Raw genomic sequence first — 23,885 nt, forward strand, 5'->3', positions numbered from 1 at the left:
AACGTTGTTAAATTATTCTCCCCTCTTCTGAAAATTAACTATTAACTTTTTTATCTAATTATTGGGGAATTATTTGGGCAATTTGTTCCAACAATGATTTATTTAAATAAATCATTAAAAAATTAACCACAAATATTTTACAGATATACAGTTATTTAAAACATGCGTTTGGGAAATAAATTATTAAATAATTTTGAATAACAGTTCTATCACTTAAGCTTTTGTTTTTATGAATTAATAACTATTGAGACCTTTATTTATCTGGCCTGCCATTTATTTAACTTTTACTAATTTAAATATTACTAAAAATAGAGCGAACAAACATTGATCAGCAAATTATATTTTATGTGATCAATAACGCATTCTAATCGATATCATTGCTATAGATTTAGCCAAAATGCTTGACGGAGGTAATAAAAAACAAACTTATAAAGAACCATATTAAAACAACACAGCTTGCTAGAAATATAAAACTCAACTCTTTTCGCTATATAAAATGCTTTAAATGGCAGAGTCGAGTACAAATAAAAATAAGGTATTAGAATGAAAAACATAAAAAAGCCACTTCTGCTATCAACACTTTGTTTAAGCTTAATCGCCGCTGGTGTGCAGGCTTCTACGTCAAATCAGGCACTGACTCCAAACTCTGCTGAGCAACAAATCGGCCAGATCAGTTACGACACCATTATGGGTGAAAACGGTGCGTTTATTGATTTGGACACAGACGAGTTTGTTCTTAATCAGAAAGAATGGTTCCAGATTCAAACATACGTTGAAGGCGCTCTGTCTCTACCAATCACAGAAGCGAGCATGAAATCTGCGTTTGATATCGCTGATGATGTCCCGTTTTCAAACTTTAAAGCGTTGATGGAACAATACGGCAAGGTCCACGCAGAGGCGTTTTACTGGAAAGAGGACCTTTACCCTGACATCGTCGATTTGGCGCTGTCGCTGTCCAATTACAATGACATTCAGAAATACATGATTGACCCACTGAGCGATCAGCTGACTGTCATCCTCACCAAGTCTATTTCTCCACTACCAGCAGATGTTCAGGCTGTCGAGCAAGCACGTCAGCTTTCTATTGCGTACTTAAGCGCGCTGAAGAACTTCTCAGTGAATAATCAACAGAAGGTAGAAAAAGCCAGTGAAGACTTGCTGACTTTCGCTACCAAGATTGAAGAGCAGAAGTTACAACTGGATGTGCTGAAGAGCACTCATAGCGGCTATCTGGAAGATGATGGCAGTGCACTGCAGCAGCGAGTAAATGACCTGAACAACCGCATCGACCAACTTAATAAAGATTACGATCACTATGTGACTGTTGCTGCGACAGCCGTCACTTATGCTTGGTTCCCGGCGGTGGCGGTTCCTATCATGGGTGTCTACGGTGACAAAGCAGAGAAAGCAAGAAAGCTTCGTAATCAGCTTCAAGACGAAGCAAAGGTGCTTGAGGCTCAACTGTCTACTACTCAGAAGATCTACAACTCGTACTCTCGTTCAACAGAAAGCATCAACATCATTTCAAGCAAAATCGAGAATGCGATCCCTTATGTCAACAAGCTAAAGCTGCACTGGCAGAAGATGAATACCGACTTCGACTCACTGATCGTTGCGCTTGAAGCAGCTGAGTCAAATACTGAAATTCTACAATCTAATGCTGTTCTTGCCGCAGCGGGAGCGATGGCAAACACCGCAGTTGCAGAGCAAAACTGGAACAGTATCAGCGAAAAAGCCAAAACATTCGCTAACAACGCATACATACAAAAAGCCGAATAACACAATTCCGGCATAAACCAATAACGGGATTCAGTCCCTAAATACCTTCCCCACCCGCGCTTACGCGCTGGGTGCGGGAAAGGCTACTCAAAATTTTGCTTGGGTAGCACCTCATAAGGAAATAAAAATGAAAACAATCCTTGCACTTGCTGTTACCGCAGCAGTATCGAATGGGGTTATGGCCTCTGACTGGCTAGACATCAATAACCTGCCTGCAAACACACAGTACCCGGAGTGGCTTGATAGCCCATACTCAAAAACGGACCCAATCACTCGTTCAACTTCTGATCTGTACGTCAATCTTAAAGAATGGGTAACACAGCAAAATCTGTATCAAACTAAACCCACTAAAGTGTATATCTTTGCCGATACTCTTGAAGTTACCGATAACTTCAATCTAGTGATGAATAACCAGAACATTGTTATCTTTGCACGTAAAATTGTCGGTTCTGGCGTCCCTACTTTCGTCCTAGGTCAGCAAGGCGCGGCGGCTTCCATTACCGTTATCGCAGAAGACATGGAAACGCCATTTAATGTACTCGCTTTCACCCCAGATGGAGGCGTAACTGCCGACACAATTGGAGCCAGCGAAAGTACGGGTACTTCGATTATTCTCTCTGGCGAGCATTACATCAAACAACAGCTTGCCGATGACCTTGCTGCCAACTTCCAGCTTGCAAAATCGCAGTTTTCAGACATTGTGAACCGTTCATTCGATATGGCCATCAGCCTGTATGATGAACAGCCTCAGACTAGCCTAGCCTTGCTGAACTGGGTAGAGCGCAGTATGCGTAATGCAGGCACGACAGTATCTGATGATCCAATACTGACTGATCTGTACTTACAAACCGTTGCGTTCAAACAGTTTACTGATTTGAGCAGTCGTTCTGACAACTTCGTTCCTTACCTTGATCGTTCACTCTATCAGGACAAATACAAAGCATATCTTGATGCCATGATCGCTTTTGAGCAAAAACGCGATGTCGTTGCGGACCGAAATACTCGGGTTGAAGATAAGATTGAAAACGCTCAACTCGCACTAGGCAATATCGAAGATGTTTTACAATCTCAGAACGCTGTTGTTGAGCAGTCAGAACAAAACATTGCCAAGCTGCTTGATAGTGTCACTGAGGTGGAAAGCCAGTACAAAACTCAAGAACTTACTGCTTTAAGTGCTCGCAGTGATTACCTCTATGGCGTTGAAGTATGGAAAACTCAACAGCAGCTTAACGCGGCGTTAGCAATATTCAAAGCCATCGCAGAAATTGGTAGCGCGGTCAGCGGCGTGTTTACAGGTAACTTGTCAGGCATAAACGATGTCACTGAACAATTGGCTAAAACACCAGAAGCTCTTGATAAAGCTAAAAACCTTGTGACTAACGTAAAGAATGTGACAGGTATTATCGATAGCATTACAAAAACAGTCGCGGGTATCGCGTCTCTGACAACCGAAGTGAAATCCACAATTAAGATGCAGCGTATCTCGGAAACGATGGATTCTTTCGATTTCGCTGTGCCTTCTTTGAATGAAAGTAACTTGGCCTGGGATCTTATGATAGCAGAGGTTAGAAGTAATCTACGCTACGCGGATTCTCTTGGCATTAAAGGGGCGCGAGTCTACCTGCTTGAGTTGGAAAAACAGGTTTTGCTTGGTAAAGCAATTAACGCTTCACAACTCAACCTTGTTCAGGAACAAGCCAAGCTGGTTGATCTCCTTTTAACGCGTAAAGTGACCATTAATCAGAAAGAGCGTCTGAATCAGCTAATTGCGAATGCCTCTGATGACAGCAATGCACTAGAGAAAGTTGAGCAGGAATTGGCACGTGTTTCGCTCCACTTCAAACGACCTATGTTTGTAGCACTTTCAAACTACGTCGCAGCCTATGAATATTGGGCACTTAAAGACAGCGACATTAAACCAAGCCTGAACAAAACCTATCTTGACTATCAGTTTGACTTAGCGGCCATTGAAAACGAGTACGTCAATGCTCTGAATCGATTCCAGCCAGCACCACAGGATTTCAACATCGACAACTTCATCGTTGATGACCCTGAACAAATCGCAGCTTTGGTGAAAACGGGAGAATTTAATTTCAATGTGCCACTAGAACAATCTCAGTTCTGTGCGTTTGACCGAGTTAGACTTGATAAGATCCGTGTCTTCTTCGAGGGTGAAAATCTTCCTTATGGCAAGCAGTTCAACCTGAGCATCTCAAATGGTGGTATCTATTACGACCGATTTGAACGCGAAGAGTTTAAGTTCAGCGCGAATCCGTTGACACGTGCTTTCTATTACCGTCTTGATGACGCTTTAAGCAATCAGGTCAGCATCATAACCGATGGGGCGTTATCAGATAAATTCGCATACGCCTACTTCGAACCAACACCGTTCACTAACTGGAACGTCACACTTAACAATTTTGATCATAACAATGTAGATAATAATCAGTATCTGAACTCGGTCGAGCGTTTAAGAGTTGAGTTTTCTGGTAATGGAATACCGAACGGAAGAGGTTGTTCAAACTGAGGAGAGTACAATCAAACAATAATAAACCACTATCTAAAATGATTTTTTCGATACGCAGATACAAAAAAACCAGCTAAAGCTGGTTACTGTATTCTTGTAGAGAATGGAGGCGCGTCCCGGAGTCGAACCGAGGTCCACGGATTTGCAATCCGCTGCATAGCCACTCTGCCAACGCGCCTCATTTTTTAGATGGTGCCCCGGGCCGGACTTGAACCGGCACAGCGCGAACGCCGAGGGATTTTAAATCCCTTGTGTCTACCAATTCCACCACCAGGGCAACGCAATCATGCGATGGTAACACCATCTCTCACTGGCCTTTGCCGTGAGAACGAGGCGTACTTTAACGGATTGAGATTTGAGATCAATAAAAATTTTGTCTTTTTGATTCAAATGGTTAAAAACCACACTTCACAGAGTAATTGACGATCACTTTGCGCAAAAGATGTCCGCTAAATTCTTTGCCCAATCGTTGGCATACAAAGGTGTCTGCCTCTGAAAGCTTTATACACTTTGCAATAAATAAATCTTTCCGCTCCATATTAACAAGAGGCTTCAATGTGGTAACCGCAAAAAGCAGATCCGCAACGCCTGTTCTCTGCCCCGTAGGTAACAAAGCCATAAGTGGGTTTCGATTGTAACCTTTGGTTTTTGTTTCTCCGCTGGTTCAATATGGTTTTGGCAACATACTCACCATGTTGTTGAGCCACATAGCCAATTCTCGCTTTGATAAATTCGCTATTAAGCTGTAGCTAAAGCTCTTATCAATTTTTAAACCATCACTTTATCCGTCTCATAAATGAACCGAAATCTAAATTCCCTAATTTATTAGAGGATATTTTATAAATATTCGTCAGCCTATCGCAGGAAACAAACTAAACGCTCATTAATCTTGCGTTATTGCTTTCAATTTCAGACAGCGCATTGTGCAAGCTCCTGAAAGTCTAATAATTACAACAATATCCAATCGGAATTTAACAAAGAGATATTCAAGTGAAAAACATCAATACACTTATCGCTCTTGCTGCGGGAAGCCTACTACTCGTAGGCTGCAAAAGTACATCTGAGCACGCGAACTCGCTGCCGAACAATGTCGAATCAACGACAACAGTGGGAACAGTACAGAAAGAGATTTGTCAGGGCATGACGCAAGCAGATGTGGCTTCAGTGCTTGGCTCGCCAAACATCGTTACTGGTGGTGGTACAGACAAAGAAAGCTGGATCTACGACAAAATAAGCACACAAACAGCCTACTCAACCAGTTCCGGTGGCGTTTCTGCGCTCATTCTCGGTGGCAAAGGCGGGAAATATCCACTTCTCGGAGGTGCGTCCGCAGGTTATGAAGAGCAAACTGGCGTGACTTCAACCACTCAGAAGACACTTACAGTAATTATCAACTTTAAAGAAGGGATCGTAGATGACTTTAAATATCACTCGTCTACGTTCTAGTCACCATCGCTGGCTATTCGCGCTGCTTGTTTTGACGCTATTAGCCGGATGCGCGTCCTCGACACGTCCCCAGCAACCAGAAATGACTCAACTTCAAGTACGTCAGATGCAAACCCGTGAATACTCTGAACAATCGGAGCGAAACGTGCTTCGCGCAGTGATAGGGGCTCTTCAAGACGAAGGCTACATCCTCACTGTTGTCGAGCCAGAACTCGGGTTAGTTACTGCGGCGATGGAATTGGAGGAACTCGATAACGGTACAAAAAGCTTTAATGATTTCTTCTATGGGCCTGGCTCTGGCACCTACCAAACGGTTAGACGTGTAGAAGTTTCAGCAACTGGACAGGAAAAATCCCAGTCAGTTCGTGTTCGTTTGAACATCGTTGCTAAAGCACTGACCAATACTGGCGGCACGTCGTGGTCTCAACCTGTTTATAGTGCCAAAACTTATCAAGATATCTTTTCTAAAGTCGACAAATCTGTATTCTTAACGTCAAACGATTTGTAATCAGCTAATAAACTACAAGGATGTGGTTTTCTATTTAGTATTGAGAAAGTGATTTTATGTGATATGTAATGAGAAGAGTAAAAGAATGGAGGCGCGTCCCGGAGTCGAACCGAGGTCCACGGATTTGCAATCCGCTGCATAGCCACTCTGCCAACGCGCCTTTTCTTTTAACGCTTTAGTTACCCACCGCTGCGTTCGATGCATACTTTACGGATTGAGCGATGAGAGTCAAACAAAAATATCTCTTTCCTGTTTGATTGCTGACATTTAAATCAAATGGTTGCTTATTTGATCTAACCTGCGAGTTTTTGCACAACTCAACTCTAATCGTATCCTAACACTGCCCTTTGTACTTTGGGTAATTTACTCACAATCAGTTCATATGAGCGTTCACAAAGGTCCTGAATCAGTCCATCTTCGACGTCGCCGCGATAGTAAACCGTCACCCAGTGCCTTTTATTTGTATGGTATCCCGGTGTAATGTCTGCGAATTGGGAGGTTAGCACTTCACCATCTTCAGGCTTTACTTTCACAGTTACGTATTCGCGCCCTTCCCTCATCGACAAAATGGCGAACATTTTTCCTTTCACTTTGTAGACCAACGCCTCTGGGCCAAAAGGATAATCAGACTCTGCGCTCATAAAGGTGTCCAGATACTCAGCAAGCTGTTTGTTGTTCATATTCATTCACCTATAAAAAAGGAGCGATAACGCTCCTAGAACCATCATTTACTAACAAGTGCATCTGATTCGAATTGAATACCTTGCCAACCAAACTTAATAAAATTACGGATATTGGCGTGATCGTCGCCGTCTGGATTCTGAAGGACATCTTCACGATAAAAGCGACCAAAGCACGCTAAGGTGTCCTGCTCAGTTAGCTGATTCAACCGAGCGAACGCGAATATTTTGCACGAACCATTGTTTTGGTTAGCTTCATTTTTCGTTTCGCCATTGATGAAGGCCGTTGGCGTAAACTCGTAATTCGCGTCAATCACTGCCATTGTTTGTTCAAACTGTACCATAGTTGGGCTTTGATTCAGTTGTTCAATAAATACACTTAATTCCATTTTTCACTCCCGTTAAAACAGATTAAGTCTATGATATTGATTCATAATTAAAAAGGTGTTTATTCCTCAAAAACTCTATAATGGCGCTCTATAATTAACTAACAGTACAGCATTTAGGGAAGAACAAATGGTAGATACACAGCAATGTTTAACCGATCCGGACACGCAACTGATTGACCTATCAAAGTGGCAGGAAATGGTTAATCTGCTGGCTGATTTATTTGGAGCGGCAACCGGAGCAATCGTCCAACTTAGAAATGACGAGTTTAATGTGGTTGTATCGAGCCAGAATCCAGATCACTACTTAGAAGCGCAAATGAACTGGCCATGGAACATGAAAAGCTTCTGTCGCCATATGGTCGAAACACGACAAGATCTATACGTACCAAGTGCAGCAACCCATGAAGTTTGGTCTGCTGCGCCCCCTGTCGCAGAGGGTGCCGTTCGTTCTTATTGCGGAATACCTATTTTTTGGCCAAATGGTAAGCCTTTTGGTTCCATTTGCGTTATCGATACCAATGCAACTTCGTATGACAAAACCCTAATTAGAGTGTTGTGCCAGCTCGCTCGATTGGTCACATTAGATTTAGATACCGCTTGCCGGCTCCAAGAAGCTGAAGAACTCGCCTTAAAAGATGATTTAACTAACACATTTAACCGGCGAGGGTTAACTTTGCTCGGAGAGCAGAAAATAAAAGATGCGCCGAGATATCAGCAAGCTATCGGAATGCTCTACATCGATATTGACAACTTAAAGCAGGTCAATGATAAAGGTGGTCATGAGTCAGGAGACCAATGCATACTCATACTAGCTCAAACTTTAAGAGAAGCGTGTAGACAAAGTGACGTTATCGCTCGCTTAGGCGGAGATGAATTCGTTGTACTTTCGCTGCTCAATACACGAAGAGAGCTAAAACAACTCGCGGCTCGGGTTTCGGCTGAGTACCTAGCCCAGACCAAAGACAAAGAATCGCTGAGTTTAACCAGTTTAAGTATTGGCTCTCATATCGAAGACTGTTTTGGCTCACCCTGCCTTGGAGATCTTATCGCTCAGTCAGACAAAGCTATGTATCAAAATAAACAGAGTAAGAAGTAAAAAAGCCGACTCTCAGTGAGTCGGCCATTTGTGTAGTCTTAATACTTAAACTGCGATACTTCCGCATTAAGCTGCTCGGCTTGAGAAGATAGACCTTGCAGCACATGATCTACATCACTGACCTGACTAGACACTGCAGAAGATGCGTCCGCAATCGAAGTAATACTGCCACTAATTTCGTCAGTTACCGCTTTTTGCTCTTCGGTTGCTGCTGCAATCTGCACATTCATTTCATTCAGATCGTTGAGCATGGTAACTATCTGCTCAAGCATACCCGCGTTCTGATCACACGTATCCACGCCTTGCGATACCGTATTATTTGCATTTTCAATACTCTTTGATACTTCGTTGGTTTCTCGTTGCAAGGATTCGATCTTTTCGCGAATTTCTTCTGTTGACGACTGAGTTCGACCTGCAAGGGAGCGAACCTCATCAGCCACAACCGCAAAACCGCGCCCTTGTTCACCCGCTCGCGCCGCCTCAATGGCTGCATTGAGCGCAAGTAGGTTGGTTTGTTCTGCGATACCTTGAATTACATCCAAGACTTCAGCAATTGAATTGCTTTCATGATGCAGACGCCCAATCGCATCGACGGCAGTTTTCATTTCTTCGTTAAGACGTGAAATTTCACTACCAAGGTTACGACCGATCCCAACACCTTCACTACCAGTATCGTTGGCATTTTTCACAAACTCCGCTGCTCGACTTGCAAACTGAGCTACCTCGGCAATCGAAGCACTCATCTCGTTGACGGCGGTAGCAACAGATTCCGTACGGTGGTTCTGATCTTGCACAGCATCACGGGTACTATTCATGTTACCTGCCATACTTTGCGTATTATTGTTCAGGTTCTCTGTAGCTTCGGCGAATTTCCTAATAATGTCCTGCAAATGCGTAAACAAGGAGTTAAGTGAAACGGCTAAATCTGTCATTTCATCTTTACCCTCTACATCTAACCTTTCTGTCAGATCATTGTCGCGACTGATTCTCTGGATTTTCTCGCTTGCCACGCGGATTGGCTTCGAAATACTGCTACCAAGGAAATAAGAGACAAGTACAGCAGCGGTTACCCCCACAACAATACTGGTAAGAACGGTCGTGAATTTAGATTGCACCAGCGCGTCGAGATCAGCTAATGCCTCTGCTTTGTCTATCTCGGTCACAATTGCCCACTGTAACCCTGCTGCATCCAGAGGTGAATAAACCGATAGCACTTCTATACCACGGTAATCATCAACCACTTCAGAACCGCTCTGACCGCGAAAAGCAGCTTTTACACTTGCCGTATCTACCATCTGTCGACCAATAGCCGAAGACTTACCTTGTATCTGATCCATAATGTTTTTCGAGACACCAGATGCTTTAAGCTCTTCGAAATAGAGTTCTGGCTCTTCGAGGAGAAAACGCGATTCACTACGTAACAAGCTGTCTGGGCCCACAAGATAAGTTTCACCAGAATTACCCAACCCCGCATAACTCCAGTTTTCTCCGAAAGTCATAATGCTATTGATCTTATCCACGGGCATCTGGAAGATAAGAACGCCAATGGTTTGGTTGTCGACTTTTACTGGTGTGGCGATAAAAGAAGCGGCTGCTTCATAGGAAGGGAAATAAGGAGCAAAGTCTTCAAGATGATACTGAGATGCGCCTTTATTCAGTGCATTTTTAAACGCCTTGGCAATACCACTCCCGGCGTAAGGACCAGAGTTCAAGTTGGTCGCATAATCCAGTTCTTTGAAAACCGAGTAAACAACGTTTCCGCTGGGGTCGACTAAGAAAATATCGTAATAGCCAAACTCTTCCAGAAAGCCTTTAATGCTTGGATGATACTTACTGTGCACTTTGTCGTATTCAGTACCTAGCGAGTCAGCCATCATCTGATGTTTCTCACCCAACGGATTCGGGTTAACACCGATGTAACGTGCCTGCAGTGCCTTGGCCCTTGGCGACAACATGTTTAACTTTTGCAGTTCATTAGCGGAGTTACCGCCATTCGCTGTTCGGTAGGTAGTGCCAAAATTGGAGGTATAATAATTGGAAAGGCTCGATAGATCGCTTGAACTGACGGACTCTACCGGATAACGCTCGAAAGTGTCTTTAAAAGCCACCATGGCATCTCTAACTCCAATTGAGTTTGCAGTGGTAACAATCTGACCGCGAATATGCTGAAAGTAGTTCTCTATCTCACTTTTTTTGTTTTCCCGAATGGAAGTAAGTTGACTAATTGCTCGCTGGTAGAGTGCTTGTTCTGATAGCTCAGATGCTCTCCACCCAACGAAAGTTCCTGTCGCGACAACGGCAATACTGCATAACAAAGTCGAAGCCAACACTATTTTAGTGGCAATCTTCATAACCGAACCTCTTTGCGGAAAATCCATCTCCGCCTCTGTTTATTCAGAAGAGTCTTGCCAGCTGACGTACTATTTATATGCATTTAGTGATATAAGTGTAAGCTCAAAAAATGAACTTTTCGATGAGCCCTCAACGGTTTATCCGCAGGTTGAGAAAGGTAAAAGTCGACTTAAATCACTAACTACCTAATTTATAAGCCTAAAACAAACCTCAACCTTACCCACTAAGTGGTAACGAGCACTGGTTTGACCTGTGATATTGACCGCAAAATTCCTTCTGCCACACCTATATCCACTCGATATAGCGCCGACAACCAGCCAGCAGTTAACAATATGATTAGACAGACATGTCAAAGCCCAAATTGGTACCTCACTAACCAACTTTGGCTCTGCTTTTACTGCTTAAAAGAAGGTTTTTCGACAATTTTTGCAAAAAATTCCGGATAATATTCTTGTAAAATTCCCTAATTCGATAGTGAATATTTTCAGTTTTCGACATCCCGGCTCAAAAAAACCAGCACTTTCATCTGTTTTTTAACGTTTGTAAGAATTAGTTTACTCTCGAAAAATGACTCAAATCAGGCGTTATTTAACACTTTGGTTACACTTAAATTAACTGGCATCACCAAGATTCATCACTGGATTAAGTAGATATATCAGTGTGAAAGAATGCATCTGACTTATTCTCTAGAATAGTGTTTCAAAATGAGAAAAAACTCAGATCGGCATAAAAATGGTTTTGCCCGGAGGATGTTAATTAATTGCTGCCAAAGAATGCAGCGCAACAAGGAGCTTGAGATGAACGTTCAGGCCTTACCCATGAGTCGATTTATCGATCACCATGGACAAGTCGTTAAACCACTCCCAGAGTGGGCTGATGCTGCGACACTGAAAAAGTTCTATTGCGACATGGTTGTCGCACGCACCTACGACAATAAAGCTGTCGCCTTACAAAGAACCGGAAAGCTAGGAACCTACCCTTCACACTTGGGTGCAGAGGCCTTTGGTATTGCCATAGGTCACGCATTGCGTGTGCAAGACGTCTTCGTCCCCTATTATCGCGATATGCCCGCTATGTGGGTTCGCGGTATTGGCATGGAGAAAAACCTCCAATACTGGGGTGGCGACGAGCGCGGTAGTGACTTCTGCCCAGAAGATAGCCATCTAACATGCAGGGACTTACCTTTCTGTGTACCCATTGCGACTCAATGTACACACGCTGTCGGCGTGGCGGCGGCATTGAAAATTGATGGTAACCACAATGCAGCACTTGTTACTTGTGGTGACGGTGCAACGTCTAAAGGTGATTTCCTTGAGTCCATCAACTGTGCAGGTGCTTGGAATATTCCGTTAGTGTTTGTCGTCAATAATAACCAGTGGGCGATTTCAGTACCACGTGCACTACAATGTGCTGCTGATTTTCTTTCGGAGAAAGCAAAAGGCGCTGGCATACCTGGTATCACGGTTGACGGCAATGACGTTGTTGCCATGTTCGACGCGGTTGCAACAGCGTTAGACAGAGCAAGAAAAGGGAAAGGCGCGACCTTGATTGAAGCAGTAAGTTATCGACTCAGTGACCACACCACTGCGGATGACGCTAGTCGCTATCGCAGCACAGATGAGCTCAATCAGGCCTGGCAATTTGAGCCCATTCTCCGCCTCAAAAACTACTTGATTCAACAGGGCCACTGGTCCGAAGAAGAAGAGCAAGCTCTACTAGAACAAGCTAGAGTCGAAGTCGAAAAAGCCGTTGAACGCTACCTTAACCTTCCACCTCAAGCTCCAGAATCTGCCTTTGATTACCTGTATGAATCTCCTGTTACAGAACTCAATAAACAAAGGGATGAACTGATCAACAAAGCGATGCGAATGCAGGGAGGCAAACATGTCTGAGATTACACTGGTTGAGGCAGTCAACCTCGCCTTGCATCATGAAATGAGCAAAGACGCTAAAGTAGTTGTCCTAGGTGAAGACGTCGGCGATAACGGCGGTGTGTTTCGTGCAACTGTAGGCCTGAAAGAAAAATTCGGCCTGAAACGAGTGATCGATACACCGCTAGCAGAAGCATTAATTGGCGGTGTCAGCGTTGGCATGGCAACCCAGGGCTTGAGACCTGTGGCAGAGTTTCAATTCCAAGGCTTCGTTTTTCCTGCTATGGAGCATCTGATGTGTCATGCGGCACGTATGCGAAATCGTACACGTGGCCGACTCACCTGCCCTGCCGTTTTTCGAGCGCCATTTGGCGGTGGTATCCACGCTCCTGAGCATCATTCGGAAAGTGTCGAAGCACTGTTCGCTCACATTCCCGGTTTCAGAGTCGTGATTCCATCGTCACCTCAACGAGCTTACGGCTTATTGCTCGCGGCTATTCGTAGCAACGATCCTGTTATGTTCTTTGAACCTAAGCGTATCTACCGCACCGTCAAATCTAACGTAGTAGATAATGGCGAAGCACTGCCACTAGACAGCTGTTTCACCCTTCGAAAAGGTCGAGACCTGACGCTTGTCACATGGGGCGCATGCGTGGTCGAGTCACTGCAGGCAGCGCAAACCTTGTCAGAACAGGGTATTGAAGCGGAAGTGATTGATCTTGCTAGCATCAAGCCTATCGACATGGACACCATCTTGAAGTCGCTCGACAAAACAGGTCGCTTGCTCGTCGTTCATGAGGCAAGTAAAACCTGTGGTGTTGGTGCGGAAATCATCGCTAGAACTGCTGAGCATGCGATGTGTACCTTAAAAGCGCCACCAAAGCGTGTCACTGGTATGGATACGGTCATGCCTTATTACAGAAATGAAGACTATTTTATGATTCAGGAAGAAGACATTGTTATCGCAGCTAAAGAACTCGTGGAGGGATGGAAATGAGATCATTTTTACTGCCAGATCTTGGTGAAGGGCTTGCGGAATCGGAAATTGTACAGTGGCATGTAAACGTCGGTGATATGGTTAAAGTCGATCAGATTATTTTGACCGTTGAGACTGCGAAAGCCGTGGTAGAAGTACCTGCACCATACAGTGGTAAAATAGTCAGTCGTCATGGAGAAGAAGGCGACGTTATCAATATTGGTAGCTTGCTTCTAGAAATTGAAGAAGAAGGTGCTACGAATAAAGTCGAATCAAAACAAAAGGATGCTGCTACTGTTGTTGGCAACGTGTCCAGTAAAACCCATCAAGTTGATGTAGACGACTTCTGGATTGGTGCCTCTCACAATACTGGTGAAGACTCACCGCTTACCGCAATGCCTTCTGCACGTTTATTGGCGAAAAAGCTGGGCGTAGACTTACTGCATGTTAAAGGCAGTGGTCACGATGGCATGATCACTGATGCGGATATCTACGAAGAAGCGGGTAAACAACAACCTGGAACAGAAGTGCTTAAGGGTGCTCGCCGAACTATGGTAGGAACCATGGCAGAGTCACACCACAATGTCGCTTCTGTCACCATTACTGAAGAAGCTTTACTTGAAAACTGGAACAAAGGCGAAGACATTTCAGGTCGCCTGATTCAGGCGGTCGTTCATGCTTGTGAAAAAGAACCTGCGCTCAACGCCTGGTTTGATGCAGAAACTATGACACGCTGTGTGCACAGTGCCGTGAACATCGGTATCGCTGTTGACAGTAGCCATGGCTTGTATGTCCCTGTCTTGCGTAACGCAAACGAAGTGAAAACAGAAGACATCCGTTCTTGGCTAAATGAGACCGTGACGGGCATTCGTGATAGAAAGATTGGCCGTGAACAATTGCAACATGCAACGATCACACTGTCTAACTTCGGGGCCATCGCAGGTATCTATGCTACTCCGGTAGTTTCTCCACCTCAGGTCGCGATTGTCGGCGCCGGTCGCATCATCGAGAAAGTGGTGATGCGAAACAACGAAGCCGTCGCAGTAAAAGCAATGCCACTGTCAGTAACCTTTGACCATAGAGCGTGTACTGGTGGTGAAGCTGCTCGCTTTACCAAGCTTCTGGTGGAACACTTGGAAATGAAACTTGATTAAGTTCTCGCCGTAACTTGGTTGCGGCCATTTTCCTTAGCGCTATAGAGTGCCTGATCCGCGCGCTCTATAGCGGTTTGCCAATCATCCTCCCCATTAAATTGAGTCACTCCAAAGCTCGCTGTACAAGAGTCCACATTGGTAGGCAGCATCCTTGCTCTTTTGATCGCTTCTCTTAATTTCTCTGCCACGATGACCGCTTTCTCAACATCAGTGTTAGGGAGCAAAACCAGAAATTCTTCACCACCATAACGAAAACTTAAGTCATCTTTTCGTGTTTGAAGAATCAATAGCTTCCCTGTCGTTCGAAGCACGCGATCTCCTGCTTGGTGACCATAGGTGTCATTGACTTTTTTAAAGTGATCAATATCAAGCAGCAACACAGATAAAGGCTGCTTATGTCGACTCGATCTGGCTATTTCTTTTGGCAGTAATTCTTCTAGTGCACGACGATTGTAGAGCTGAGTCAACTCGTCTTTGATCGAAGTATCATAGATAGTCGCGACCAGTCGCCCTGTTAGCATCCATGTCACTGAAAATCCAATAAAGATGATCATAAGGAGTGTACTGACAAACGCCAATTGATGAGCCATCCCTGAAATCATGAAGTCGTCAATCCGTTCCTCAAATAGCGACCAGATAAAGCGGAATAAGTTATATCCTCCCTGCGTCGCCAACCCCAAAGAAAGCAAAAACTTAGAAGGCGTAATGTCCGTACTTTTGCCCTTTTGATTAGCGAGGATAGCAATGAAACACAAGCTCGACACATAGACAGTCATCAGAATTACGCGCGCATTAGTGGACGGCATAAAGAACGTGAAATAGGTTAGCCCGACTATCAGTATCGGAAAGCTGTAGAAGCCTATATTGGCTATGATCCGGGGGAACCTTCTAAACTGGCATACTCCCAATAGCAAAATAATATAGCTAAACGCCATTAAGGAGTTAGCGAGTATCTTAGAGACCCAGTGTGTGATTTGATTACCGAAACTAAGGAGCAAGAAACTAACCGAGAGAAGTAGTAACGCAGAAGCTATCGTACTGATGCCACTGACGCTGGGTTGTAGTTGTTGAATCAACAACAATCCTATGCAATAGCACAAAGACAATAATACACAGATGATAGACAACGTGGTTATATCTAAGTGTATGCCCATAGAGCCTCCCCCACTATGCACCTAGTAGATTTAGTTTAGGAGACTTATTGACAATTTACTCATAAAAACGCCCGCTAAATTAGCGGACGTTCTGTTTTGGCTTTAGATTGAATTCGTTAGCTCTGGTAGGATTTCAAATAAGTCACCGACCAATCCGTAGTCAGCAATCTGAAAGATCGGAGCCTCTGGGTCACTATTGATAGCCACAATCACCTTAGAATCTTTCATCCCTGCCAAGTGCTGAATCGCCCCTGAAATCCCGACTGCAATATAAAGCTCAGGTGCGACGATTTTGCCTGTCTGACCGACCTGAAGATCATTAGAAACAAAGCCTGCATCTACAGCAGCACGTGATGCGCCAATAGCACCACCTAACTTGTCAGCAAGTTGCTCAACCATAACAAAGTTTTCTTTACTACCAAGCCCTCGCCCACCAGAAACAACGACTCTTGCCACCGGTAAATCAGGACGAGCACTTTCGGTTTTCTGACGCTCCACCAGCTCCGACAGATCGTTGCCTATGTTGATATCAACCGGCTTGATTTCAGCTGATGAGCTATCGTCCATTTTTGCTGAATCAAATGCAGAACTGCGAACTGTGATCACTTTAATTCGGTCTGATGACTTAACTTTAGCCAGTGCATTGCCCGCATAAACAGGTCTGATTACCGTATCGTCAGATACAATTTCAATCACATCTGACAATTGTCCCACGTCAAGCAATGCCGCAACTCTTGGCATAAGGTTTTTGCCGAACGTCGTTGCAGGAGCAAACACATGAGAAAAGTCCGCCCCAACCTGTTGCAATAACTCTGCACAGTTTTCAGCCAGTTGGTTTTGGTAGATTTCTGAATCGGCTACCAACACCTCTTTGACAATCTCGACTTTAGCAACCTGATCAACAACAGCTTGGCATCCGCAACCCACTACGAGTGCACTGACTTCATTACCTAAAGAAGCAGCAGCCGACAAGGTTTTCAGCGTGTCTGTAATCAAGGTCTGATTATCGTGCTCGACAATAACTAACGTTTTCGCATTCATACTCATTCCCTCACAGCACCTTGGCTTCATTCTTAAGCTTGTCGACCAGTTCACTCACGCTGGTCACCATTTCTCCAGCAGAGCGCTCTGCTGGCGCCATGATTTCGATGATTTCATGACTACGTACTAACGCGATCCCTAAGTCATCGGCGGATATAACATCCAGCGGCTTTTTCTTTGCTTTCATGATATTAGGTAACGAAGCATAACGCGGCTCATTAAGACGTAGATCTGTGCTGATAATGGCAGGTAATGTAAGTTTCACTGTTTCCAAACCGCCATCGACTTCTCTTGTCACACTAACTTGTTCACCCTCAACAATTACTTCCGAGGCAAATGTCCCCTGCGGGCGACCAGTTAACGCGCCAAGCATTTGCGCAACCTGGTTATTATCTGTATCAATTGATTGTTTGCCTAGAAGAACAATACCCGGTTGCTCTTGCTCCATTAGTGCTTTCAGCAACTTCGCCACTACCAGTGGTTCTGGTGAACCATCTGCTTCCACATGAATGGCTCGGTCAGCACCTAACGCAAGCGCGCCTCTCAAGTTTTCCTGGCTTGCTGCATCGCCAATCGAGACTACGATCACCTCTTCTGCGACACCGGATTCTTTTAGACGAACCGCTTCTTCCACGGCAATTTCACAGAATGGATTCATCGACATTTTGACGTTGTTGGTTTCAACACCACTGCCATCACTCTTCACCCTCACTTTGACATAAGGATCAATCACTCGCTTTATGGCTACTAGTACTTTCACATCTCCTCCTTGGTGCTAAAAGCATTTTTCAGAACGATAACAAGTTGATAAATCATAGTTTTATGATTAGCCCAATCTTTTTACTTAACGGCTTAAGATCTCACTAAACATGTTTCATGTCGGATTTTTTGCCTATACTCAGCTTAGTAAAGTTTACGTTTACGTCAACTGCACTATATTTATCTATAAGAATTAATTGGCAAGGTAGGTTTACACCATGGAAAGAGAATGTATGGAGTTTGATGTCGTCGTCGTCGGGGCCGGGCCTGCGGGGTTGTCGACCGCAATCAAACTCGCCCAACTCAGCAAAATCAACGAAGTACCTCTATCAATCTGTGTTGTTGAAAAAGGGGCTGAAGTCGGTGCACATATACTTTCAGGTGCGATTTTTGAAACCAAAGCATTGGATGAACTTTTCCCAGACTGGAAAGAACTTGGTGCGCCAATCAATAATCCCGTCACCCGCGATGAGTTCATGTATATGACGACCGAAAGCAATCACATCAAGATGCCTGCATTTGTTACTCCCAAGCTAATGCACAACAGTTCCGACAATCACGTCATCAGTCTGGCGAACTTGTGTCGCTGGCTTGGTCAGAAAGCCGAAGAACTCGAGATTGAGGTCTATCCAGGTTTTGCGGCCGCTAGCTTGAATTATGATGAATCAGGTACCGTAACGGGCATCAACACATCCGATATGGGTCTGAATAAATCAGGAGAACAAAAGCCAACCTTTGAAGCTGGGATAGAACTGAAAGCCAAATACACTGTGTTTGCTGAAGGTGCACGCGGTCACTTGGGCAAACAGCTCATTAGCAAGTTCAACCTCAATGAGGGTCGACAACCGCAACACTACGCCCTTGGATTAAAAGAAATCTGGCAACTCCCTCCGGACAGCGAGATCCATAAAGCAGGTAGTGTGCTTCATGGCGCAGGTTGGCCTCTGAACGAAACAGACTCTAGCGGTGGTAGTTTTCTTTACCATCTAGAAGATAACCAAATCGTCGTCGGGTTGATCATTGATTTAAACTACTCGAACCCATACCTCAGCCCATTCGATGAGTTTCAACGTTTTAAGCACCACCCTGTGATTCGACAATACCTCGAAGGCGGTGAACGGATTTCGTATGGTGCAAGAGCGATTGCTAAAGGCGGTTTTGACTCATTACCTAAACAGCAATTTCCGGGTGGGCTGTTGATTGGCTGTGACGCTGGAACGCTGAATTCAGGAAAAATCAAAGGCAGTCATACTGCTATGAAATCCGGCATGCTCGCTGCCGAAGCGGTGTTTGACGCACTCCAAGCAGACGACAACCAGAGAGTAGCTGATTATCAAAGCCTGTTTGAGTCATCGTGGCTGTTTGACGAGCTAAAACAGAGTCGAAACTTTGCCTCTTCAATCCACAAATATGGTGCGATTATGGGAGGCGCTTTGGCCACATTCGAACAAAACATCTGGCAATCTCTGTTTCACAAGGAAGCACCGTGGACGATTTCCGATCCGCAAGCAGATTACCTGTCGATGAAAGAGATTTCCCAATGCAACGCGATTGATTACCCTAAACCCGATGGCAAACTGAGTTTTGACAAGCCCTCTTCTGTTTACCTTTCCGGCACACAACATGAAGAAGACCAGCCTTGTCATCTGATCATTGCCAGTGAAAGTATTCCTATTGAAAATCATCTTCCTCTTTTTGATGAGCCTAGTCAGCGATACTGCCCTGCGGGCGTGTACGAAATTGTTAAGGTTGATAATAGGCCCAAGCTACAGATCAATGCTGCCAATTGTTTGCATTGCAAAACCTGCGATATAAAAGATCCTTCGCAAAATATCACTTGGCTACCGCCAGAAGGTGGCGGTGGTCCCAATTATCAGAATATGTAACTGCTTTTCGCAAGAAATCCAGCACTTAGTGAAAGTGATCAAAGTTTCTATTTCTTACGTATATGAGAATGTCTCTCAACTACAAACCGTGAGGAATAAATATGATTAAACGTAGTGTTGGAATTCTTGCTGTTGTCTTTGGCGCAGTCAGCTTCGGAGCTCAAGCAAGCGCAGAATGTTCTGTTTCTGTTGATGCAAACGACATGATGCAATTCTCGACTAACAGCATTAGCGTCCCTTCTAGTTGTAAAGAAGTCACACTAACGTTGAACCATACAGGTAAGCTGGCTGCAACCTCTATGGGACACAACGTGGTGATTGCCGATACAGCGAATGTTCAGGCTGTAGGTACGGAAGGTATGTCGGCGGGCGCGGCGAACAACTACGTCAAACCAGATGATGCACGTGTTTACGCGTTCACCAAAATCATTGGTGGTGGTGAAAGCACTTCAGTGACATTCAGTACAGAAAAAATGAGTCCAGGTGGTGACTACACCTTCTTCTGTTCTTTCCCTGGCCACTGGGCAATTATGAAAGGGAAGTTCGAGTTGAAATAACTCATTTCCAAAACAAGAAAGGCACGTAACTCACGTGCCTTTTTAACGTTTGAAAGCTTAAGCTTTACATGAATATCCCGCCGTCAACTTCAAATACACGCGCATTCACGTAGTCATTCTCAAAGATAAACTTAGCCGTATTCGCAATTTCTTTGGGATCGCCCATCCGACCAATAGGTACCATTCTTTCCAGACGCTCACGCGCTTCTGGTTTCATCGCTCCCGTCATCGATGTCTCAATCACACCAGGTGCAATAGCGGCCGCTCGAATGCCATATCTTGCCAGCTCTTTACCCCAAGTCGCCGCCAGAGTCGCCACAGCTGCTTTAGACGCCGCATAATTTGTCTGACCTATATTCCCAGCACGAGCAACGCTAGAAATGTTGATGATGACGCCTTTTCGCTTGGAATTGATCATCTGAACTGCGGCTTCTCGTCCACACAAAAACGTTCCGGTAAGATTCACGTCAATCACGGAGTTGAATTGCTCGAGCGACATTTTAGTCATCTCACCATCTTTGACTTTTACCAGTAAACCATCACGAAGAATACCAGCGTTGTTGATGAGGCCGTCTAACTGTCCGAAATCAGTGACAATGTCACTGAAGACCTGCTCAACTTCATGCTCGTCTGTCACATTAGCTTTGTAAGTCAGTGCTTTGACCCCGAGCATGTTGCACTGTTCTTTGGTATCCATCAGGGCTTCTTCGTTAACATCCAGTAGGGCTAGTTCCGCGCCTGCCTGCGCTAGTGTGATAGCCATCATCTGGCCTAAGCCTTGCCCTGCACCAGTAATCGCTATTACGCTCTGTTTTAGATCCATCGGCGAACTCCGTTACTTTTTAGATTGATAAAACTTGAACAAACTTGAAAAGTCTAGCTCTTCATTGCCATTTGCGTTGTGAAAAGCATACAGATTTCGGGCTAAAGAGCCCATCGGCACGGAAGATTGACTCTGCGCAGCAGCATCTAGCCCTAACCCCAAGTCTTTAAGCATCAGTTTACTCATAAAACCTGGCTTAAACTCGTTGCTAGCAGGTGCTGTTTCCATCACACCTGGGCAAGGGTTATACAATTCCAGTGCCCAGTTACGGCCAGAGCTTTGCAGCATGATGTTAGAAAGGACTTTCGGGTCCAATCCATTATCAATGCCTAGGTTGAGTGCTTCGCACGTCCCTGACATAAGAATACCCAACATCAGGTTGTTGCAGATTTTACCCATCTGTCCATCACCTGCTTTACCAGCATGGAAGATGTTTTTGCCCATATGTTTAAGCACAGACTCTGCTTTTTCAAAGGCACTGTCTGTACCTCCGACAATAAAGGTCAACGTACCTGCTTTTGCTCCTGCCACACCGCCAGAGACGGGGGCATCAACAAAATCAAGCCCCTTATCTGCCGCACACTGCGCAACAATGCGAGCTGACTGGGGATCAATAGTTGAAGAGTCGATAAGAAAAGTCCCATCTTCAACCATATTTAATAAGCCAACACCACCGCTATGGTCGCCAAGATATACCGCTCGTACATGCTCGCCAGCAGGTAACATCGTTACCACCGTATCTGCGCCTTTGACGGCATCTTCCACTGTGGGAGCAGCAACGGCACCCGCGGACTCCAGTTTTTTTACTGCTTCAGGCATTAAATCGAACACCTGCACTTTCAAACCTGCAGCAAGTAAGTTTTCGGCCATCGGACCGCCCATATTACCTAAACCTATAAACGCTATGGTACTCATGAATTATTTCCTTCTTTCCCTGCTCGTAGAGCTTAGTAATGGCCCAGTTGTGCCAACGGGTGCGACTTTTCATCCCAAAGAGATGTAAACAAGGTATCAATCACGGCTTCATCGACATTATCGACACGGCTGAACTGCCATTTAGGCTCACCATCTTTATCAATCAGTCTGGCTCTGACGCCCTCTCGGAATTCCCCTAACAGCCCAGAACGTACCGAGAGATTCAATTCAAGACGAAAACAATCGGCTAATGACAGATCTTTGTATCGATTCAACTGCCTGAAACAAATATGGGATGTGATCGGGCTGCCTGAGGCATGATTTCTCTTCGCAACGTCGAGCCACTTACTTTGGCCTTCCAGATCCAGAATGTTTTTACTTACTTCTACAACATCACTAGCGCTGCACGCGCGTTGGATATCCTGCATAAAGGGTTGCATTTGCGGGTCTGGCTTGTGGCCGTTAACTTTGTCACCGAATTCAATGAGCAAGTCTGTCACCGCTTCATAAGCGTCTTCCTGCTCGTCCCAGAGTAAAGATAACAAGCGCTCAACCAGCGACTCTTTCTCTTCTGAAAGCACCATGTGGTCAGCTAAATTTACATCAAGCGCATCGCTACCGTTGATCATCACTCCCGTTAAACCGAGGAATAGCCCCACCCCAGGTTCAAGCCTATTAAGGAACCACGTGGCCCCGACATCAGGATACAGACCAATACTCACTTCGGGCATGGCCAAGCGCGTTGATGGCGTCACCACTTTGTGGCTAGAACCCATATAAAGGCCCATTCCGCCGCCCATGATGATGCCTTCACCCCACGCGATAATTGGCTTACAGTAGGTGTGGATCAGATAGTCACATTCGTACTCAAGTTTGAAAAAAGTGGTACAAAACGCTTCGATTTCCTGACTGGATTTATCTCGCATGACATCATGCATGGTGCGTACATCACCACCAGCACAGAACGCTTTCTCGCCTTGGCCTTCCAATAAGACACAAGCAATACTGTCGTCTTCTTGCCAGCTTTCGAGTTTCTCTGTGAGCAAAGCTAACATGTCATAAGTCAAGGCATTCAATGAGGGCGCATTATCAAGAGTCGCCACACCAATCTTGGTATTCCCGTCCTGGCATGGCAACTCTTTAAAATGAACGGTTGCTGTCATAGTGCCTCCTAGCCATTTTTCCATTCGGGTTGACGTTTTTCTAGGAACGCATTGACACCTTCTGCTTGATCTTGAGTGTCAAACAACTGAATAAACAATTCACGTTCCTTCATCAAACCGTGTGCTAGTGGGCTCGTCCTTGTGTTTTGTATCAATGATTTACAAGCCGTGACCGAAGACGGGGATTGATTTGCCACCATTTCTGCAAGGCTAATTGCCGCATCAAGGGCATTCCCTTTGCTGACAACCTCTTCAACCAGCTTGATGTTGAGTGCTTTTGCCGCGTCAATCTGTTCACCGCACAATATGACGCGTTTCGCCCACCCTTCACCGACAAGCGCCGTCAGGTTCTGCGTACCACCAGCACAAGGCAATAGACCAACTTTGGCTTCTGGAAGAGCCATAACCGCCTGTTCTTCCGCAATTCGAATGTCACACGCTAATGCCACTTCCAGGCCGCCCCCCATCGCGTAGCCATTAATGGCTGCAATAGAAACACCACGGAATGCAGATAAGGTTTCAAATGCCTCACCAAACAAGCGCGACATATCTACTGCGACCGATTTGTCACCATCAGCAAACAATTTAAGGTCAGCACCGGCAGAGAAGAACTTCTCACCCTGTCCGGTAATAACTAAGGCGTAAACGTCTTTGTTCTCATTAAGATCTAAGACGAGTTGCTTCAATTGAGCCAGACTTTGCGCCGTCCATGTATTCGCTGGAGGGTTGTTCATAGTAACGACTGCGACATGGTTGCGAATCGTATGTTGAATGGTACTTCCTTCTGAATGATTCATCGTTGAGCATCC

The 23,885-nt window shown here is 44.9% G+C and carries 20 protein-coding genes and 3 tRNA genes; 10 read left to right on the forward strand and 13 right to left on the reverse strand.

Annotated features, from left to right (window positions below; genetic code table 11):
- Positions 1–543: 543 nt before the first annotated feature.
- Together IX95_RS05850 and IX95_RS05855 are read left to right on the forward strand one after the other, a co-directional pair.
- Entirely contained in the window at positions 544–1,779 is a 1,236-nt protein-coding gene (locus IX95_RS05850) for an alpha-xenorhabdolysin family binary toxin subunit A (RefSeq protein WP_038157777.1), read from the forward strand.
- 127 nt (positions 1,780–1,906) lie between these two features.
- Positions 1,907–4,306, forward strand: a complete 2,400-nt coding sequence (locus tag IX95_RS05855; protein WP_038157779.1) for a hypothetical protein — start codon at positions 1,907–1,909, stop codon at positions 4,304–4,306.
- 104 nt (positions 4,307–4,410) lie between these two features.
- Here the strand turns inward: IX95_RS05855 and IX95_RS05860 are convergent.
- Positions 4,411–4,484 (reverse strand) — tRNA-Cys (locus IX95_RS05860).
- A 12-nt stretch (positions 4,485–4,496) separates the two neighbouring features.
- A tRNA-Leu gene (locus IX95_RS05865) sits at positions 4,497–4,583 on the reverse strand.
- A gap of 713 nt (positions 4,584–5,296) precedes the next feature.
- Here IX95_RS05865 and IX95_RS05875 point away from each other — a divergent pair.
- Positions 5,297–5,752, forward strand: coding sequence for a hypothetical protein (locus IX95_RS05875; protein WP_038157783.1), 456 nt, complete (start codon positions 5,297–5,299; stop codon positions 5,750–5,752).
- Positions 5,721–6,260 carry a hypothetical protein gene (locus IX95_RS05880; protein WP_235202587.1) on the forward strand — a complete coding sequence of 180 codons (540 nt, stop codon included), beginning with the start codon at positions 5,721–5,723 and terminating at the stop codon, positions 6,258–6,260. The genes IX95_RS05875 and IX95_RS05880 overlap by 32 nt, the downstream gene beginning before the upstream one ends.
- A gap of 86 nt (positions 6,261–6,346) precedes the next feature.
- Here IX95_RS05880 and IX95_RS05885 read toward each other — a convergent pair.
- The 3 genes from IX95_RS05885 to IX95_RS05895 all read right to left on the reverse strand — a co-directional run bounded on the left by IX95_RS05885 (position 6,347) and on the right by IX95_RS05895 (position 7,329).
- Positions 6,347–6,420: transfer RNA gene (locus IX95_RS05885), tRNA-Cys, on the reverse strand.
- Between the two features lie 163 nt (positions 6,421–6,583).
- Complete coding sequence (locus IX95_RS05890) at positions 6,584–6,940, reverse strand: MmcQ/YjbR family DNA-binding protein (RefSeq protein WP_038158496.1); 357 nt, start codon at positions 6,938–6,940, stop codon at positions 6,584–6,586.
- Between the two features lie 44 nt (positions 6,941–6,984).
- Positions 6,985–7,329 carry a HopJ type III effector protein gene (locus IX95_RS05895; RefSeq protein ID WP_038157785.1) on the reverse strand — a complete coding sequence of 115 codons (345 nt, stop codon included), beginning with the start codon at positions 7,327–7,329 and terminating at the stop codon, positions 6,985–6,987.
- A gap of 127 nt (positions 7,330–7,456) precedes the next feature.
- Here IX95_RS05895 and IX95_RS05900 point away from each other — a divergent pair, with 127 nt between their 5' ends.
- Positions 7,457–8,425, forward strand: coding sequence for a sensor domain-containing diguanylate cyclase (locus IX95_RS05900; RefSeq protein WP_038157787.1), 969 nt, complete (start codon positions 7,457–7,459; stop codon positions 8,423–8,425).
- 38 nt (positions 8,426–8,463) lie between these two features.
- Here the strand turns inward: IX95_RS05900 and IX95_RS05905 are convergent, their stop codons facing one another.
- Entirely contained in the window at positions 8,464–10,776 is a 2,313-nt protein-coding gene (locus IX95_RS05905) for a methyl-accepting chemotaxis protein (protein WP_038157803.1), read from the reverse strand.
- A 798-nt stretch (positions 10,777–11,574) separates the two neighbouring features.
- On the opposite strand from IX95_RS05905, the gene pdhA reads away from it, so the two are divergent.
- Genes pdhA through IX95_RS05920 form a run of 3 tightly spaced genes read left to right on the forward strand, consistent with a single transcriptional unit; the run spans position 11,575 to position 14,778 of the window.
- A complete protein-coding gene (gene pdhA, locus IX95_RS05910; protein WP_019276214.1) occupies positions 11,575–12,669 on the forward strand; it encodes a pyruvate dehydrogenase (acetyl-transferring) E1 component subunit alpha in 1,095 nt (364 codons plus the stop codon).
- Positions 12,662–13,645 (forward strand): alpha-ketoacid dehydrogenase subunit beta, encoded by a 984-nt coding sequence (locus IX95_RS05915; RefSeq protein ID WP_006960846.1) that lies wholly within the window; start codon positions 12,662–12,664, stop codon positions 13,643–13,645. Before pdhA ends, IX95_RS05915 begins: the two co-directional genes overlap by 8 nt.
- Entirely contained in the window at positions 13,642–14,778 is a 1,137-nt protein-coding gene (locus IX95_RS05920) for a dihydrolipoamide acetyltransferase family protein (protein ID WP_029236159.1), read from the forward strand. Before IX95_RS05915 ends, IX95_RS05920 begins: the two co-directional genes overlap by 4 nt.
- Here IX95_RS05920 and IX95_RS05925 read toward each other — a convergent pair.
- The 3 genes from IX95_RS05925 to IX95_RS05935 form a co-directional block, all read right to left on the reverse strand.
- The gene (locus tag IX95_RS05925; RefSeq protein ID WP_235202588.1) at positions 14,775–15,854 is read right to left on the reverse strand and encodes a GGDEF domain-containing protein; all 1,080 of its coding nucleotides are present in this window, start codon (positions 15,852–15,854) and stop codon (positions 14,775–14,777) included. The genes IX95_RS05920 and IX95_RS05925 overlap by 4 nt on opposite strands.
- 180 nt (positions 15,855–16,034) lie before the next feature.
- Positions 16,035–16,973, reverse strand: coding sequence for an electron transfer flavoprotein subunit alpha/FixB family protein (locus tag IX95_RS05930; protein WP_038157807.1), 939 nt, complete (start codon positions 16,971–16,973; stop codon positions 16,035–16,037).
- A gap of 10 nt (positions 16,974–16,983) precedes the next feature.
- Positions 16,984–17,733, reverse strand: a complete 750-nt coding sequence (locus tag IX95_RS05935) for an electron transfer flavoprotein subunit beta/FixA family protein (protein WP_038157809.1) — start codon at positions 17,731–17,733, stop codon at positions 16,984–16,986.
- 217 nt (positions 17,734–17,950) lie between these two features.
- Here IX95_RS05935 and IX95_RS05940 point away from each other — a divergent pair, with 217 nt between their 5' ends.
- Together IX95_RS05940 and azu are read left to right on the forward strand one after the other, a co-directional pair.
- Positions 17,951–19,618: an electron transfer flavoprotein-ubiquinone oxidoreductase gene (locus tag IX95_RS05940; protein WP_171354498.1), complete on the forward strand. Its 1,668-nt coding sequence runs from the start codon at positions 17,951–17,953 to the stop codon at positions 19,616–19,618.
- 101 nt (positions 19,619–19,719) lie between these two features.
- The gene (gene azu, locus IX95_RS05945; RefSeq protein ID WP_038157813.1) at positions 19,720–20,175 is read left to right on the forward strand and encodes an azurin; all 456 of its coding nucleotides are present in this window, start codon (positions 19,720–19,722) and stop codon (positions 20,173–20,175) included.
- 64 nt (positions 20,176–20,239) lie between these two features.
- Here azu and IX95_RS05950 read toward each other — a convergent pair whose 3' ends face one another.
- The 4 genes from IX95_RS05950 to IX95_RS05965 are packed head-to-tail and all read right to left on the reverse strand — an operon-like array spanning position 20,240 to position 23,873.
- Positions 20,240–20,998: an SDR family oxidoreductase gene (locus IX95_RS05950; RefSeq protein ID WP_038157827.1), complete on the reverse strand. Its 759-nt coding sequence runs from the start codon at positions 20,996–20,998 to the stop codon at positions 20,240–20,242.
- Positions 20,999–21,010: 12 nt separating this feature from the next.
- Positions 21,011–21,913, reverse strand: coding sequence for a 3-hydroxyisobutyrate dehydrogenase (mmsB, locus tag IX95_RS05955; RefSeq protein WP_038157829.1), 903 nt, complete (start codon positions 21,911–21,913; stop codon positions 21,011–21,013).
- 32 nt (positions 21,914–21,945) lie between these two features.
- Positions 21,946–23,076: an enoyl-CoA hydratase/isomerase family protein gene (locus IX95_RS05960; RefSeq protein ID WP_038157831.1), complete on the reverse strand. Its 1,131-nt coding sequence runs from the start codon at positions 23,074–23,076 to the stop codon at positions 21,946–21,948.
- A gap of 8 nt (positions 23,077–23,084) precedes the next feature.
- Positions 23,085–23,873: an enoyl-CoA hydratase gene (locus IX95_RS05965; protein ID WP_038157833.1), complete on the reverse strand. Its 789-nt coding sequence runs from the start codon at positions 23,871–23,873 to the stop codon at positions 23,085–23,087.
- Positions 23,874–23,885 lie beyond the last annotated feature (12 nt).

The organism is Vibrio sp. B183 (genome assembly GCF_000740665.1).
Classification (GTDB): domain Bacteria; phylum Pseudomonadota; class Gammaproteobacteria; order Enterobacterales; family Vibrionaceae; genus Vibrio; species Vibrio coralliilyticus.